Source organism: Thermosipho affectus, assembly GCF_001990485.1.
GTDB classification, from domain to species: domain Bacteria; phylum Thermotogota; class Thermotogae; order Thermotogales; family Fervidobacteriaceae; genus Thermosipho; species Thermosipho affectus.
Genome location: NZ_LBFC01000005.1, coordinates 1 through 16647, shown reverse-complemented (window position 1 = coordinate 16647; position 16647 = coordinate 1). Strand labels below are relative to the sequence as shown.

The following is a 16647-nucleotide window of genomic DNA, read 5'->3' as shown; positions in this document are numbered from 1 at the left end:
AAAGGAGATTATAACCATTTTTTCTTTTTAAACCAAACAAGTGTGAGTGCCACAGTTCCAATGGACCATATGATTATATATAAATAAGCCAAGGAATTATGCTGGATTGGTAATTTCACGTTCATGCCGTAGAAACTAGTTATTATTGTCGGAATCTGCATTAATATAGTAACAACTGTTAATATTTTCATGACAATATTTAAATTATTTGAAATAACAGAGGCATATGAATCCATCATCCCTGCCAAAATGTCACTGTATATATTTGAAACCTCTATTGCTTGCCTGTTTTCGATAATGGCATCTTCTAAAACATCTTTATCCTCTTCATAAATTTTTATAATATTTCCCCTAAGTAATTTTTCCATCATTATTTCATTTGATCTTAGTGAAGTAGTAAAATATACCAAACTTTTTTCAAGGTACATCATTTCTTCAAGCTCTTTATTTTTCATTGATCTATGTAATTCTTCTTCAATAATGCTAATGGTTTTATTTATTTCCTTTAAATATGCAAGAAAAACCTTCGCATTTATGAGAAAAATTTGAAAGATCATGCGGCTCTTTTTGTTGATATCAAATTTACTATTTTTGATCATATGTTCTATAAATTCTACGGGTTCTTTTGAGGAAAAAATGGTATAATTTTTTCCAATAATTATACCAACTGATACAGTTCGATAAGGAATCTTTGAGCTACTATCGAACTTCTTAGGAATTTTTAGGATTATTAATACGGTATCTTCATCTACTTCAATACGTGCCCTTTCGTCATCATCAAGTGAGTCGTATACAAAATCCGGGTCAAATTGCAATAAACTTGAAAGCATATGAATTTCATCAGCGGAAGGATCAATAACTTTGATTAGAGAGTTCTCAACAAATTTTTCAACTTCCACAATTTTGTTTTCTTTTGTGGTGTAAAATTTTACCATTTTTATTACCTCCTCTATATATTTTTTACGGTGGTCGTGGCAAAGGTTCGTCTGAGTAACTGCAACTGAAACTATCACTACTCATTACCTTTTCACCTCCTATATATTGGCCTTTCTAAATTATATCACTTTTCATTAATCTGTATTATTTTTTCTTTAAAACTTAATTTGTTGTTTTCAAAATTTAAAAAATTAAAAGATTTCTTTTCATAAGTGAATTTAATCTTGAAAAATTATTTTGTCAATTTTAAAGCATTTGTATTTTAGTATCTCAAATGTTTAGAATTTCATATTTTTTTGTCAAAGGTTCTAAAATAAAAGCAGTTGCCTTTCCTGTGAGCCAACCAGATGATTCGCCGGGATTGATTATAAGTGTGTTGTTGTGTTTTTCCGCTAGTAATTCATGAGTATGGCCAAAGAATACAAAATCATATAAATCGCTATTTTTTGCCGCATTTAACGCGTATGGCTCGTGCATTATCAATATTTTAAAATTATTAAGTGTTATTTCATATGGTCCTGGTTTTATTCTATAATTTGATTTTTGAGATAACAGCAATTTTTCCCCATCGTTATTCCCAAAAACACCGTAAAATTGTTCTTTTAAAAAGTACGGTAGTATAAATGGTGCAACAAAATCGCCACAGTGAAAGACTGCTTCAATTGAATATTTGGAAATAATCTTCTCTATTTCCTTTGCCTTTGTTAAATTATCATGCGAATCACTTAAGATAAGCCACATATTATCCCCCCTTTACAATATTGTAGCATAATTTTTTTTTTTACATTCCAAAATTAGGTTATAATTATTTGGCAAGGAAAAATAAAATTTTGAGGTGAGACTATGAAAAAAATAGTAGTATTGTTTTTGGTTTTAGCTACGTTTTTTTCATTTGCAAATATATATTACGGTAATTTACATGCACATACTTCTTATTCAGATGGAAAGTTATTGCCTGAAGATGCGTATAATTATGCGAAAAGTTATGTTGATGTTCAGGCTGTAACTGATCATGCGTATTATTTTACTCAGTTAATAGATGGGAAGACTAAACCTTTTTTGACTAAAAAAGCGGCTGAAAATGCAACAATAGAAGGAAAGTTTATTGCACTACAAGGTTTTGAATGGACTTCTGGAATAGGCCATATTAATGTTTATGAATCTTTAGAATGGGTTGACAGAAATAATGTGCCTTCTGCAGAAGATTTTTACAAGTGGATAATCAAGCACAAGAAGTTGGGGCAGTTTAACCATCCTATCAAGATTTTCGGGAACTTTAATGATTTTGAATATTATCCAGAAGCGGATAAATATATGAATTTAATTGAAGTGGGAAATGGAAATTGGAAACAAGGAGATGTTATTAGTAATGAAATGTTAAAAAATTATAATTTGGCGTTAAATAAGGGATGGCATTTAGGTGCAACTGTTGGTCAAGATAATCACAAGGCAAATTGGGGAAGTGCAAATGAAGGAAGAACAGGTATTATTTCGAATACTTTGACATATGAAGATGTAATGGGAGCACTTTGGAGTAGACACACATTTGGTACTGAGGATAAAAACGTGAAGGTTTCATTTAGTTATAAAAATTATATTATGGGAGATATTGTAGAAAGCCCAGATGAAGCGATTTTACATTTCAAGTATAAAGATGATGATATATTAACTTATTTTGCGATTGTATCACAAAGTGGCACAATCGTTAGTGCATTTCCAAATTTAAATGATTATGCAACGGATGTTAAAATTAAGATACCAGATGGTTATGAATGGTATTATGTTTATGTAAAACAGTCTGATGGTGATGAAATTGTAACTGCACCAATATTTTTTCAAAAGAGTAGCGATGTCTACGTAAACAATTGTAATTATTTTAATGGAAAATTATCTTTTGATATTTACAATATAATTCCTAAAGAAAAGGATGTACATTTGGGAATCAAGGTGAATAATAAATTATTGTATTCTGAAGATGTTTTACTAAATGCTTATGAGAATAGACATAAAATTTTAGATTTAGAATTATCATCTGGAAGCAATAAAGTAGAGTTTTACGTGGATGGGATCTTTGTTCAATCACTTAAAGTATTTATAAAAAGTTATAAAAAGACTGTTGTAATAGATACTTTGCATGAAAATGATCATTTGGATTATTTGAAAAAATTTGCAGAAATACTTAGAAGAAATGGATACAAGGTTTTATACCCAAAGAGATTTTTGAATAATCTTGAAAATGTTGATATATTGATTATTTCTACGCCCAAAATTGACGGATTCGATTTTTCAAAAGATCTTTTAAGTCCAGAACTAAAAGCTTTAAAGGAATTTAAAGGAAAGATAATTTTAATAAAGGGAAGCGATGAAAATTATTTTGAAATATACAGAAAACTTTTAAATGCTACGGTAATGAACTTAGAGGATTTAGATAAATATTTTGGTGTTTTTTCGAATGTTTCTAAAAGGGTTTTAATAGATATTGGGCATGGAAATGATTATGGGAAAGAAAAATTGACAAAATTTGAATCTTTTTTAAAGGAGAAAGGTTTTGAAGTAGAATATATCCAAAAGATTAATAAAAGTGGTGATATTTTAATAATTCAAAATGGTAAAAGCTATACACAAGATGAGATTTATAACATAAAAATATTTATTCAAAACGGTGGAAAAGTTATTATAACTTCAAAGAGTGATTTTAGAAATGGTGGAAATACTGGAACTTTAAACGAAATTTTAGAATATTTGGGTTCAAGTATAAGATTTAATGATGATCAAGTTCTCGATGATGTTAATAACTATGGAGCAAAGTATAAAATCTTGGTAAATGGTGTAAGATTTTATAGTCCTTGTTCTTTAATAGTAGGTTATAATGCCATAGTATTAATTTCTTCAGATACGGCGTATAATGAAGATAGTGATGGAAATGGTGATGCAAAAGTTGTGAAAAAAATCGTACTTGCTGCAAAAGAAGTAATTGGGAATGGAGAAGTAATTGTTTTGGGAAAATCCATTTTTTCAGACTATGATTTTGAGTACGATAAGGTGTTTATTGAAAATATATTATCAAATTAATAAAAATTGATATTTTCGTTTATTTAAGGTATAATTTAAATAAGGTGCGGACAGAAAGGAAGGTGAAATATATGTTTGATAAGTTTTCGGAAGAGTCCGCCGAGGTTTTTGTAACAGCTCAAGAAGAAGCAAAAGAATTAGGACATTCATATGTTGGGACGGAACATTTGTTGCTTGCAATTTTAAAATTGAATGATAAAAGATTAAGGAAAATATTAGAAGGATATGGAATTTCTTATTCGAAGATTAGAAATGAAATAATTTCAATAGTTGGTATGGGAATGAGGGGATTTATAATGTCTCCTCAGATGACTCCTAGAGCAAAGAGAGTTACCGAGATAGCTTATGAAGAAGCAAAAGATATGGGTGATGATAAGATAAGACCTTTTCATCTCTTTTTGGGTATTTTAAAAGAAGGAGAAGGTATAGCGGTACATATTTTAAGAAAAATGGGAATTAATATTCAACAATTAAGAAGGGAGTTATCTGGAAATATGACGGATGAGGAATCAGATTATTTGGATTTGGAAAATGAAATTGTTAAAAGAACAAGACAACTTGAAGGGTTTGGTGTTAATCTTACAGCTTTAGCGTTGAAAGGAGAACTTGATCCGGTAATAGGTAGAGATTTGGAAATTGAGAGGGTTATGCAAGTACTTGTTAGGAGGAAGAAAAACAATCCCGTATTGATTGGAGAACCAGGTGTTGGAAAATCGGCAATTGTTGAGGGACTTGCTCAAAGAATAGTTGCAGGTGAGGTTCCAGAACCTTTAAAGGGAAAAACTATTTTTTCTTTGGATGTGGCATCTCTTGTTGCAGGTACAAAATATCGTGGTGAGTTTGAAAAGAGGATGAAAAAACTTTTGCAAGTTTTGAAAAATGAAAAGGATATAATATTGTTTATAGATGAGATTCATATGATTGTAGGTGCAGGCTCTGCAGAAGGGGCCGTTGATGCGGCAAATATATTAAAACCTGCACTTGCAAGAGGTGAGGTAAAGTGTATCGGGGCAACTACTCCAGATGAGTACAGAATGTTTATTGAAAAAGATGCAGCTCTTGAAAGAAGATTTCAAAAGATTTACGTTCAAGAACCATCTGCACAGATGACAATTGAAATATTAAGAGGGTTAAAGCCAAAATATGAGTTGCATCACAAAGTAAAATACACTGATGAAGCACTAGAAGCGGCGGTGTATTTATCACAAAGATATATTAGTGATCACTTCTTGCCTGATAAGGCTATAGATGTTATAGATGAAGCGGGAGCACGTGCAAGGTTAAAGGCGTTTGTTATGCCGAATGATTTGTATATTTATAAAAATAAAATTGAGAATATTAAACTTCAAAAGGAAATAGCAGTGGCAAACCAAAATTACGAGGAAGCGGCAAAATTAAAAGAGGAAGAACAGCAATTGAAATCAGAGTATACTAGAAAGTACGAAGAGTGGAAGGAAAAAGTAGAAACCAGTGTCATAGTAGTAGATGTTCAAGATATTGAAGAGGTTGTGGCAAATTGGACAGGTATTCCTTTAAAGAAACTTGAAGAAGAAGAAAGCGAAAAGTTATTAAAGCTTGAAGAAGCACTTCACAATAGAGTGGTAGGTCAAGATGAAGCTGTAAAGGCAATTGCTAGATCTATAAGACGTGCTCGCAGTGGTTTGAAAGATCCAAGAAGGCCAGTTGGCGTTTTCTTGTTTCTTGGACCTACTGGGGTAGGAAAAACTGAACTTGCAAAGACGTTAGCTGAATATTTGTTTGGGGATGAAAAGGCGTTAATAAGGTTTGATATGAGTGAGTATATGGAAAAGTTCTCAGTTTCTAGGTTAATAGGTGCGCCTCCTGGTTATGTGGGTTACGAAGAAGGAGGTACTCTTACGGAGAAGGTAAGAAGAAGACCATTTTCGGTTATTTTATTTGACGAGATTGAGAAAGCACATCCAGATGTATTTAATTTGTTACTGCAAATAATGGATGATGGAAGACTAACAGATTCTCAGGGGCACATCGTAGATTTTAGAAACGCAATAATTATAATGACTAGTAATATTGGAGGAGCCCAAATAGTTTCAGGTAAAAAATCTTTAGGATTTGTCGACAGTGAAGATTTAAATGCGGAATTTAGTGAAATGAAATCCAAGGTTATTGAAGAAGTAAAGAAAACATTTAGACCGGAATTTTTAAATAGAATAGATGAAATTGTAGTATTCCACAAGCTAACTGAAAAGCACATTAGAGAAATTATAGATATTTTGTTGAAAGATATTAGAAGTAGGTTAGAATCAAAAGGATTGAAACTTGAATTAACAAAAAGTGCAAAAGACTTTTTGGTACAGGAAGGATATGAACCGGCATATGGTGCAAGACCTTTGAAGAGAACTATTCAAAGATATATAGAGGATCCTCTATCAGAGGAATTGTTAAAGGGAAAATTTAAAGAAAATGACATTATTTTATGTTCATATGAAAGAGGAAAAATTGTGTTTAAGAAAAAGAGAGAAAAGAAGGTAAAGGTAAAGAATGAGTAAAGCCAAAAAAGTATATGTTTGCGACAGTTGTGGGTATGAATCACCAAAATGGTTTGGTAGATGTCCCGTTTGTAATGCTTGGGATAGTGCAAAGGAATTTGAAGTGAAAGAGAAAATAAATGCGGGGAAAGGGTCCCGCATTTTTTTGCTTAGTGATGATTTAAATATTTTGAAGATTGAAAGGATTAAAACAAGTAAAGAAGAATTGGATGGATTGTTTGGTGGGGGAATTGTACCAGGACAAGTTATTCTCTTAGGTGGGGAGCCTGGTGTTGGAAAAAGTACGCTTGCACTTCAAATTAGTTATTTAATTTCAAAAGTTGGAAAGGTTTTGTATGTTAGTGGTGAAGAAAGCATAGAACAAATTGCCCTAAGATCTAAAAGATTAAATGTGAAAAATGAAAGTTTGTATGTTACTACTGATAATGAACTAGAATCTATTTTTGTGAATATAGAAAAAATTTCTCCTATATTTATCGTGTTTGATTCTATACAAACTATTTTTTCAAATAAAGTTGAAGGTGTTCCAGGTGGAATTTTGCAGTTAAGGACCGTTGTAGAGAAAATCAGAAAGTACTCAAAGGAAAGAAAAATTTCCGTTTTATTGATTGCGCATGTAAACAAAGAAGGTAATATAGCTGGTCCTAAATTAGTTGAGCATATAGTGGATACCGTTATTTATTTTGAGGGGGAAAAAACAACGGATTTTCGTATATTAAGAGTTTTAAAAAATAGATTTGGACCTAGTGGGGAAATAGCCGTTTTTCAAATGAAGAGTACGGGTCTTGAAGAATTGAAAAATAAGGTTTTTATCGAAGAGAGTGAAATGCCGGGAAATATTATTTCTTGTTTGTATGAGGGAACAAAACCTATTTTGGTTCAGATTCAAAGTCTTGTATCAAGAGATAAAATAGCTACTTCAAGAAGGATTTCACATGGAGTTGATGTAAGAAAGTTGATAATATTAAGTGCAGTAATTTCAAAACATTTAAATTTGCCAATAGATGCACATGATATTTATTTAAATGTATCAGGTGGTATTAAAATTACAGATCCGGCAAGTGATCTTGCAATTGCTGCTTCTATACTATCTTCGTTATTTAATAAGTATTTGGGTAAAATGGTGGTTATTGGAGAGGTAGGTTTGGATGGTAGTGTTAGAAAAGTACGGGATTTGGCAAAAAGAATTGAAAATGCGAAAAAAGCTGGATTTGAAAGATTTATAATTCCTTATGATGAAAATATTAAAGGTGATAAAATATTAAAGGTTAGAAATATTAAAGAATTGCATAGAAAGATTTTAGAGGAGGGGTAAATATGAAGACAAAGATTATCTTAGATAGTACATCTGATATTCCGGAAAGTTGGCTTGAAAAGTATGATATTGAAATTGTACCGCTACATATTAATTGGATAAGTGGTGAAAGCGAACCAGATGATACAAGAAATGAAAAAGAATTGAAAAAATTTTACGAGAAACTTTTAAGCGCACAAGAATTGCCAAAAACATCTCAGCCATCAATTGTGCAGTTTCAAAATGCATATATGAGAGCTATAGAAGAAGGATATGAAGGGATTTTGGTTTTAACAATATCTACAAAAATATCAGGTACATACAATTCAGCATTACTTGCATCTCAAGAATTTGATATACCAATAAAGGTTATAGATACAAGAATGGCATCTTCAATTATTTCCAACATGGCAAGATATGCAAGGGAGTTGCTAGATGCTGGTCTGGATTTAGAAGAAGTTGAAAAGAAAATTATTGATGCAAGAAAAAATAAGAAGTTTCATGCGATCTTTTTTGTATCTGATTTTAATTCATTGGTTAAAGGTGGAAGAGTTAGTAGATTTTCTGGATTTGTCGGGAATTTACTGAAGATAAAAGTTGGTATTTATATTAATGATGAGGGTGAATTAATACCTTTTGATAAGGTTAGAGGGTATAAAAAGGCTTATAATATGATTTTGACTAAGATGGAGGAAGAAGGAGTAAAAATAGGAAAAAAGATTGGTTTAACGGGTATACATTGCAATGGAGGAGAACATGTTGATGAAATGTACAAATTAATAAAAGAAAGATACCAAGTAGTTTATTTTGATAAGTCGAGTACTGGAAAGGTAATTTCGACACATGTGGGAATTGGAATGGCTGGTTTTGGGATAGAAATATTAGAATAAGGAGGTATTTTGGTGAGTAACGAAATCCTTTGGATAGTATTGATGGTTGCTAACTTTTCCGGTATATTAATTTTTTACAAGTATTTTGGTAAGACTGGATTGTTTATTTGGACTACTTTGGCAACTATTATTGCAAATATCCAAGTTATTAAGACGGTAGAGTTATTTGGATTTGTTGCAACATTGGGGAATATAGTTTACGGAACTACATTTTTGGTTACTGATATCCTTTCCGAAAATTATGGGAAAAAGGAAGCAAGAAAGGCAGTTTTGGTTGGTTTTTTGAGTTTAATTACCATGACAATAATGATGCAAATTGCATTGTTGTTTAAACCAGATGCATCTGATTTTTCACAGGAAGCGTTGGTTACCATTTTTTCTTTTATGCCAAGAATAGTTATTGCATCACTTTCTGCATATTGGCTTTCGCAAATGCACGATATCTGGGCCTTTCATATATGGAAAAAGAAATTTCCTCAAACAAAATATCTATGGATAAGAAATAATTTATCAACAATGATTTCACAGCTTATTGATAGTTTTGTGTTTTGTTTTATAGCGTTTTGGGGTGTTTATGAGTTAAATGTGTTTTGGAGTATTTTGTGGACAACATATTTTTTCAAATGGATAGTAGCAGCTGCTGACACTCCTTTTCTATATATAGCAAAGTTTTTATTTGATAAAGGAAAGATTAATGAATTAGTAAAAAACGAAGGATAAATTAACTAAAATTTTACTAAAAGATATGTTGACAAAACAAAGAGTATATGGCAAAATAAATAATGGTCTTTGTAAAAAAGATGAGTTGGGGACGTGGTGAAGCCTGGTTATCACGCCGGTCTGTCACACCGGTGGCCGCGGGTTCAAATCCCGTCGTCCCCGCCAGATAAGGCAAAGCATTGGGCTTTGCCTTTGATAGAGGATAATTGACAAGTTTAGAATATCGTGATAAAATTTCCTTACCAGAGTTGGGGACGTGGTGAAGCCTGGTTATCACGCCGGTCTGTCACACCGGTGGCCGCGGGTTCAAATCCCGTCGTCCCCGCCAATTAAAAAGACGAAGTCCAAGCTTCGTCTTTTTTATTTTGTATATAAATAGATCAAAGGCTTCGGATAATCCGAAGCCTTTTTTTGATACTTTTTCATTATGATACTTTTTCATATGGTACTCCATCAGCTTTTGGTGGACGTGATTTTCCAACGAATCCTGCAACAACGATTATTGTAAGGACAAATGGTATCATATCAAATAATGGTTTAACTGTAGCTGAAACATGGATTAGAGAACTACTTTGCATTTGATTAGCAAAAGCACTTGATGCACCAAATAACAAACTTGCAAGCATTGCACCAACTGGATTATATTTTCCCAAAATCATAGCTGCAAGTGCAATAAAACCTCTTCCACCTGACATTAATTCTCTAAAATGTCCTACTTCACCGATACTAAGATACGCACCTGCAAGACTTGCCCAAACACCACTCATTAAAACTCCAAAGTATCTTATACCGTAGACATTAACACCTAGAGTATCTGCAGCTTCTGGGTTTTCACCTACAGCTCTCATTCTAAGTCCCAATTTGGTTTTGTATATAAGCCACCATGAAAATGCAACTGATATGAACGCTATGTATATAAATGGACTTAACTCTCCAAATATCTTTCCAATAAAAGGTATATCTGAAAGACCTGGAATCTTTATTTCTTTAACTTTTCCAACAAAATCAGTTTGTCCTGGTTTTCCAAAAATTGGTACCATTAAAAATCCGGTTACACCTTGTGCAATTAGTATTAATGCAGTTCCCAAAACTACCTGGTTTCCAGCCCATTTAATACTTCCCCAAGCATGCAACCATGCAAAGGCAACACCAGAGACTACTGCCATTAATATTCCAATCCACACACTACCAGTAAAATATGTAAATACTACAGATGTAAACGCTCCAAGGAGCATAATACCTTCTAATGCAATGTTGACAACGCCGGTAATTTCACTGTAAACACCACCAAGTGAAGCAAATATTAAAGGAGTTGAAGCTGTTAATGTAATTTTATAAAAAAGAGGGTTTGCAAATACTAGAAATATTGCCTCTAATATTCTCATTTTTCCACCTTCTTTCTGATCATAATAGTGCGTACTATTCTATCGGCAGCTACAAGAAAGATAACTATACCTTGTATTATCATAACCATATGTTTTGGAACCCCGACAAATTGCATTTCATTACTTCCCGTTCTTAATGCACCTATTAAAAGTGCTGCAAAGATTATTCCTATCGGATTATTTTGACCAATTAATGCGATACTGATACCGTCAAATCCCTTACCACCGGAAAGTTCACCGAGAAATCTATGGTGTACTCCCATTAATTCAGTTGCGCCTGCAAGACCTGCAAGTGCGCCACTTATTGCCATTGCAAGTACGATATTCTTTGCAACGGAGATTCCCCCGTATTCTGCTGCATATGGATTAAAACCTACAGCTTTTATTTCATAACCGGTTGTTGATTTGTTTAGAAGAATATACATAAATATTGCAGCGACAACTGCGATGATTATTCCAGCGCTCAGTTCAATAGCACCAACTTTCATTAAGATAGGAAGTTGAGCGGAATCTGCAATTTCCGGACTTTTAGGTGTACCAGATCCAACTTTCAAAGGACCTGTAACCATATAAGAGGCAAAGTATGTGGCTATCCAGTTTAACATTATTGTTGTAACTACCTCGTGTGCCCCAGTTTTTGCCTTAAGAAAACCAGCTATTGCAGCATAACCTGCACCTACTAACATCGCAATTAATATTGTTAATGGAATGGAGATTATCGGGGGAAGTAACCCAAAATTTCCTGCAAAAGTTGCAGCAATTAACGCTCCCATAACCATTTGACCTTCAGCACCAATGTTAAATACACCAGCTCTAAAACCAAAACCAACCGCAAGACCCGTTAATATTAGAGGAGTGGTTTTAATTATTGTATCTGCAATTGCTTGTTTTGAACCAAATGATCCTCTAATTAAAGCAGAGTATGCAACTAAAGGATTTTTTCCAATAAGAAGTATTATTATCGTTGAAATTAACAATGCAATTAAAACAGAAATTATTGGAATGAGTATTGCTGATACTTTTTTATTCATCTTATCCCCTCCGTACCTCTTCTAATCTTTGGCCTATCATCATTAAACCTACTTCTTCAACAGTAGTCTCCTTTGGCTTTACTTCACCCATTATTTCTCCCTCATACATTACCAAAATGCGATCACTTAACGAGAATATTTCCTCAAGTTCCATTGAAATTAGCAAAATTCCAACATCTTTTTCTCTCATATTCAATATTTGATTGTGAATGAATTCAATAGCACCTACATCAAGACCACGGGTGGGTTGTGCAACTACAAGAAACTTTGGATCCATTCTAATTTCACGTCCCACAACTAATTTTTGTTGGTTACCACCTGAAAAATTCCCACCTAAATGTTCTATTCTCCTTGGACGAACATCGAATTCTTCCATAAGATTTTTTGTATATTCAAATATGTTTTTGTGATTTAAAAATGTCCCATTTGAAAATGGGGATTTATAGTGTTGACCTAAAATAACATTGTAATATGCTTCAAATTCTTCAATGATTCCATGTTTTAATCTATCTTCAGGGATATGCGAAAGTCCCAATCCCCTAAGTTGCTTTGGAGTTGCACCTGTAACATCTTTACCTTCAAACAATATTTGACCACTTTTAATTTTTCTTAAACCTGTTATAGCCTCAACAAGTTCGGTTTGACCATTTCCTGCAACACCTGCGATTCCTACAATTTCACCTTTCCTTATTGAAAAAGAGACGTTATTTACCGCTGTTAACCCTCTATTGTCATTTACAACAAGGTTTTTTATTTCAAATACTACATCTTTTGGTTCATGAGGTTTTTTTTCAACTCTTAATACAACATCCCTTCCCACCATATGCCTTGCAATTTCTCGTGGATTTGTTTTTGAAGTTTCAAGTTCACCAGTTACTTTTCCAAGTCTCATAACCGTTATTCTTTCACTTATTTCCATAACTTCATGAAGTTTGTGCGAGATAAACAAAATAGTTTTTCCATCTTTTTTTAACTTTCTCATTATTTCAAATAGTTCTTCTACTTCTTGAGGTGTTAATACTGCTGTAGGTTCATCAAGTATTATTATGTTTGCTCCTCTGTACAATGTTTTTAAAATTTCCACTCTTTGTTGCATTCCTACGGAAATATCTTCTATTTTTGCGTCTACATCAACTAGCAATCCATACTTTTCAGATAGTTCTTTTACATCTTTTTTTGCTTTTGTTAAATCAAAGTTCATGCCTTTAGTAGGTTCACTACCTAAAACTATATTTTCTGCAACGGTTAATGTATCAACAAGCATAAAATGCTGGTGGACCATACCGATCCCGTTTTTAATAGCATCTTTTGGTCCTTTGATTTGTGCTTTTTGTCCGTTGATAAAGATATCACCTTCATCTGGATGATATAATCCGTAAAGTTGATTCATTAGCGTAGACTTTCCAGCACCATTTTCACCGACAATGGCGTGTATTTCGCCTTTTTTTATTCTAATGGTGACGTGATCATTTGCCAAAACTCCGGGGAACCTTTTTACAATGTTTACCATTTCTACTGCATACACAATGTAATCCTCCTTTCTGCTTTGTTACTTTACCAAAGTTTTATTACCTTGGTAAAATAACAAAGCCAGGGGGAGAGTCCCCCTTAGCTTTTAGAATGGGAATGCTATTTTTGGGGTCTTAAAGGATTTAAGTGATTCTTCTGTTTCTGGGATTACAAGTATGCCATTTTTAATGAGTGTAACAAGGTATGCAAGTTCTGCAAGTGTATCATTAGTAACTAACCCTTTTGTGTATTTCATTGGACTCATTCTTACACCGTTTTCTTTAAGACCAAGTTTGTGTATACCTGGCATCCAATTTCCTTCGTATGCCCATTTTACACCGAGATATGATGCTGTATCAACACCTTTCATCGCACTTGCAAGTACTATACCAGGTGCCATATAGTCTTGATCAACGTCTACACCAATTGCAAAATATCCGCCGTTTGAGTATGCGTAATCCAAAATTGTTGCGAGATCTTCTTTTCCAACGAGTGATACCATTTTTTCTTTTGCAGCTTCAATAATACCATTACCACAAGCACCACTTGCGTGGAATATAATATCTACGCCTCCTGCAAATTGTGAAAGTGCAAGGTCTTTACCTTTTTTTGGATCACTAAATGCATTTGTATAACCCTTTAAAATTTCTACATTTCTTCCGTGTAAATCGTTGTATACCTTCACACCAATTTCAAAACCGTATCTGAATCTTTCAACAGGAGGAATAGGAATTCCACCTATAAATCCAACTTTTCCCGTTCTTGTAGTTGCGGCTGCGATATATCCAACCAAGAACGCAGATTCTTGTTCTTTGAATAAGAAACATATTACATTTGGTGGAACATCTTCTGTTGGAGGTGCAATGTCTATTCCTGCAAAGTATACATCTGGAAATTGTTGAGCAACTTGGAAAAGAGCATCAGTCATCATAAATCCTACAGCATATACGATACCACCATCTGGTTCCTTTTGTATTTCTTGAGCGGCTTTTGTAAGGTTTGAGATATAATCTGCTTGTTCGTACGATTGAATAACTTGTGTTTCTATTCCTAAATCTTCACCGGCTCTTTGAATACCTGCCCAAGTTCCATCGTTAAATGACTTATCGCCAAGACCTCCAGTGTCTGTTACCATAATTGCTTTAAACGAAAAGGCACTTACCACAAAAAACATTGCTAAAATGAAAACAAGTAATTTCTTCATGAAATATCCCTCCTTTTAAGAGTTTAACCCTTTTTGGGTAAAGATTTTAATGAGTTAAATAAGATTAAAATGGAAATTATAAATAATGTTGGAATAGTAAATGTATAATTTAGTTTCAACATTGGTACACCGAATTGGACAATGTAATTAATGGGGGTTATAAGCATTAATATTGATGACAATATCGATGCTATTATCCAAATAAAATAATTTTTGTTTTTTAAAGTGTATAAAAATAGACCAATTGTTATAAGAACAAAAGTTATTATGCCGAATTTTGTTTTATAGAAGTATATTTTTAAGCTATTTTTGTCTTTTGTATTTGATATAATTTTTTCCAATTTACGAACAGATGGAGCGATTTCTTCTAAATTTAGTCTTCTTTTAAGTTCTGATACAAATAATTTTTCAAATTTTTCGGAAGAGAGTTTTGCTATTTTGTTTGAAAACTTTTCTAGGTCTTTTTCCGCTCTTTTAAATTGGCTTTTGTTTATATCTTCTTCAATTACATAGTTTGATAGTTCATCTTTTAGGCTTTTAAAATCTTTAATTCTATTATCAAAGTTTTCAATGCTTTTGTATTCAGCTGTTTTTACGTTTTTATCAATTTCGTTTAGGTTAATTTTTATTCTATTTACTATACTTTCTGTATTATTAATACTTGAATTAACAATTGTCAACAAATTGGTAATAATATTTGAAAATCTAGAATATTTATCCTTTAAGACGTCGCTTGTAAGTTCATCAAAATATATGGAATTCTGAAATTCTTTTTGATTTTTCATGAGTAGATCTTTTGTAGAAAACGCTGGAATGAAAAATGAAAGAACTAATAATGAAACAATGATAATATCAAATATTTTTTTGTTTTTTAGTGTTATAAATATGGAAGCAATCAGTGCAAAGAAGGCTATTAACCCATATATAGTTGCGTCTGTGTTTGAAAGTACATCAAATGCTAAGAACAAATATAGTATTTCAACAATAGAAATTGTTAAAATAACATAATTCCATTTTCTTGATTTAAAGAAAATTAGTATGATTAAAACATATATGATCCACCTTATCCACCAAAAATTTGTTTTTTTGGGAGGAAGCTTTGCGAAATACTCAGAGAAATGATTTTTTAAATTGGAAATATCTTTTATAATGTTTCTTTGCATAAGGCTGGTGTACCTATTTATGTAATAGGATAATCTATCTGGGTGTTTTTTTATTTCTCCAAGGTATTCATTAAATTTACTCTTTATTTCTTCATTATTAAGCAAAATTTTTATTTCATCTAAAAACTCAGGTTGGTTGAATTTTGGTGTATATTTAAATTCATATGTATAATATGGTGCGGCGATGTCATGAGGGAGATCTATTTTTGCACCTAAATGTTTTGCAAAGAGATCTGAAATGAAGTTTCTGGAAGCAAAAATTACTTTTGACTGGTATTTGTTAAAAAATTGATTGAAATTTGGGGAAGATTTAATAAAGCTGGGTTCAAACTTTTTTCTTTCAAGGGAGGATTCAAGGTACGAAAAAAACATTGCACGTGCAAGCTGTTCATTGTAATCTTTAGATATTGTTTGCTTGTATATAACATTAAGATAATCCCCAACCTTTTTCGTTACATCTGTCTTTTCAACACTACCTACTAGTGCTATTTTGTAAAATCTATATAAAAGTAAATCTTTGTCAATAGATTTTTTGACAGTCAAAAGAAATTCATCGCTGGGATTATCAAAATTTTGGATATAATACAAGAACAGCTCCTTTGATTTTTCCAGATTAATCGTAAATACCATTATTGAGAAGATTATTAAAAAAGAAAAAAATAAAGCCCGTTTCATCAAATTAGCACCTCCACTTTGTTGTTTTTTGGATTCTAATTCTATCATGAATTTAAAAGTTTATCTACAAAGAATTATAGCATAAATTCTGTAAAAAATTACAATAAAATTAATTTTTTCACTTTTATTTAAGTTTTTTTTAATAAATTCGATTATATTAAATTTGAAGGAAAATAGCAGTATAAAAAAACACCCTCATAGTGCACTGAACCCCAAAAATGAAACAATAAAAAAAGCACC

Annotated in this window: 12 protein-coding genes and 2 tRNA genes; 7 read left to right on the top strand and 7 right to left on the bottom strand. The window is 32.3% G+C overall.

Going from position 1 to position 16647, the window contains the following annotated elements; all coding sequences use genetic code 11:
* Positions 1–8: 8 nt before the first annotated feature.
* Together XJ44_RS01260 and XJ44_RS01255 are read right to left on the bottom strand one after the other, a co-directional pair.
* Positions 9–935, bottom strand: a complete 927-nt coding sequence (locus XJ44_RS01260; protein WP_075665270.1) for a magnesium transporter CorA family protein — start codon at positions 933–935, stop codon at positions 9–11.
* Positions 936–1206: 271 nt separating this feature from the next.
* Positions 1207–1677, bottom strand: a complete 471-nt coding sequence (locus tag XJ44_RS01255; RefSeq protein WP_077197808.1) for a metallophosphoesterase — start codon at positions 1675–1677, stop codon at positions 1207–1209.
* Between the two features lie 102 nt (positions 1678–1779).
* Between XJ44_RS01255 and XJ44_RS01250 the strand changes: the two genes are divergently transcribed.
* From XJ44_RS01250 to XJ44_RS01220, 7 genes are all read left to right on the top strand, one after another.
* Positions 1780–4008: a CehA/McbA family metallohydrolase gene (locus XJ44_RS01250; RefSeq protein WP_077197807.1), complete on the top strand. Its 2229-nt coding sequence runs from the start codon at positions 1780–1782 to the stop codon at positions 4006–4008.
* 71 nt (positions 4009–4079) lie between these two features.
* The gene (locus XJ44_RS01245) at positions 4080–6536 is read left to right on the top strand and encodes an ATP-dependent Clp protease ATP-binding subunit (RefSeq protein ID WP_075665267.1); all 2457 of its coding nucleotides are present in this window, start codon (positions 4080–4082) and stop codon (positions 6534–6536) included.
* On the top strand, positions 6529–7851 hold the full coding sequence (radA, locus tag XJ44_RS01240; RefSeq protein WP_075665266.1) for a DNA repair protein RadA: 1323 nt from the start codon (positions 6529–6531) through the stop codon (positions 7849–7851). The genes XJ44_RS01245 and radA overlap by 8 nt, the downstream gene beginning before the upstream one ends.
* A gap of 2 nt (positions 7852–7853) precedes the next feature.
* On the top strand, positions 7854–8720 hold the full coding sequence (locus XJ44_RS01235; RefSeq protein ID WP_077197806.1) for a DegV family protein: 867 nt from the start codon (positions 7854–7856) through the stop codon (positions 8718–8720).
* Positions 8721–8732: 12 nt separating this feature from the next.
* On the top strand, positions 8733–9440 hold the full coding sequence (locus tag XJ44_RS01230) for a queuosine precursor transporter (protein ID WP_077287119.1): 708 nt from the start codon (positions 8733–8735) through the stop codon (positions 9438–9440).
* An 87-nt stretch (positions 9441–9527) separates the two neighbouring features.
* A tRNA-Asp gene (locus tag XJ44_RS01225) sits at positions 9528–9605 on the top strand.
* Between the two features lie 85 nt (positions 9606–9690).
* Positions 9691–9768: transfer RNA gene (locus XJ44_RS01220), tRNA-Asp, on the top strand.
* A gap of 97 nt (positions 9769–9865) precedes the next feature.
* Here the strand turns inward: XJ44_RS01220 and XJ44_RS01215 are convergent.
* The 5 genes from XJ44_RS01215 to XJ44_RS01195 all read right to left on the bottom strand — a co-directional run bounded on the left by XJ44_RS01215 (position 9866) and on the right by XJ44_RS01195 (position 16455).
* On the bottom strand, positions 9866–10825 hold the full coding sequence (locus XJ44_RS01215) for an ABC transporter permease (RefSeq protein ID WP_075665264.1): 960 nt from the start codon (positions 10823–10825) through the stop codon (positions 9866–9868).
* A complete protein-coding gene (locus XJ44_RS01210; protein WP_077197805.1) occupies positions 10822–11856 on the bottom strand; it encodes an ABC transporter permease in 1035 nt (344 codons plus the stop codon). The genes XJ44_RS01215 and XJ44_RS01210 overlap by 4 nt, the downstream gene beginning before the upstream one ends.
* A 1-nt stretch (position 11857) precedes the next feature.
* Positions 11858–13366, bottom strand: a complete 1509-nt coding sequence (locus XJ44_RS01205; protein ID WP_269844016.1) for an ABC transporter ATP-binding protein — start codon at positions 13364–13366, stop codon at positions 11858–11860.
* 105 nt (positions 13367–13471) lie between these two features.
* Positions 13472–14569 (bottom strand): BMP family lipoprotein, encoded by a 1098-nt coding sequence (locus tag XJ44_RS01200; protein WP_077197803.1) that lies wholly within the window; start codon positions 14567–14569, stop codon positions 13472–13474.
* Positions 14570–14592: 23 nt separating this feature from the next.
* Positions 14593–16455 carry a hypothetical protein gene (locus XJ44_RS01195; RefSeq protein ID WP_233119493.1) on the bottom strand — a complete coding sequence of 621 codons (1863 nt, stop codon included), beginning with the start codon at positions 16453–16455 and terminating at the stop codon, positions 14593–14595.
* Positions 16456–16647 lie beyond the last annotated feature (192 nt).

What these genes read in the sequence shown, in the direction of transcription:
- XJ44_RS01250 (WP_077197807.1), top strand. Translation starts at nt 1,780, where the DNA reads ATGAAAAAAATAGTAGTATTGTTTTTGGTTTTAGCTACGTTTTTTTCA.
- XJ44_RS01255 (WP_077197808.1), bottom strand. Translation starts at nt 1,677, where the DNA reads ATGTGGCTTATCTTAAGTGATTCGCATGATAATTTAACAAAGGCAAAG.
- XJ44_RS01200 (WP_077197803.1), bottom strand. Translation starts at nt 14,569, where the DNA reads ATGAAGAAATTACTTGTTTTCATTTTAGCAATGTTTTTTGTGGTAAGT.
- XJ44_RS01215 (WP_075665264.1), bottom strand. Translation starts at nt 10,825, where the DNA reads ATGAGAATATTAGAGGCAATATTTCTAGTATTTGCAAACCCTCTTTTT.
- XJ44_RS01235 (WP_077197806.1), top strand. Translation starts at nt 7,854, where the DNA reads ATGAAGACAAAGATTATCTTAGATAGTACATCTGATATTCCGGAAAGT.
- XJ44_RS01210 (WP_077197805.1), bottom strand. Translation starts at nt 11,856, where the DNA reads ATGAATAAAAAAGTATCAGCAATACTCATTCCAATAATTTCTGTTTTA.
- XJ44_RS01205 (WP_269844016.1), bottom strand. Translation starts at nt 13,366, where the DNA reads ATGGTAAACATTGTAAAAAGGTTCCCCGGAGTTTTGGCAAATGATCAC.
- XJ44_RS01195 (WP_233119493.1), bottom strand. Translation starts at nt 16,455, where the DNA reads ATGATAGAATTAGAATCCAAAAAACAACAAAGTGGAGGTGCTAATTTG.
- radA (WP_075665266.1), top strand. Translation starts at nt 6,529, where the DNA reads ATGAGTAAAGCCAAAAAAGTATATGTTTGCGACAGTTGTGGGTATGAA.
- XJ44_RS01245 (WP_075665267.1), top strand. Translation starts at nt 4,080, where the DNA reads ATGTTTGATAAGTTTTCGGAAGAGTCCGCCGAGGTTTTTGTAACAGCT.
- XJ44_RS01260 (WP_075665270.1), bottom strand. Translation starts at nt 935, where the DNA reads ATGGTAAAATTTTACACCACAAAAGAAAACAAAATTGTGGAAGTTGAA.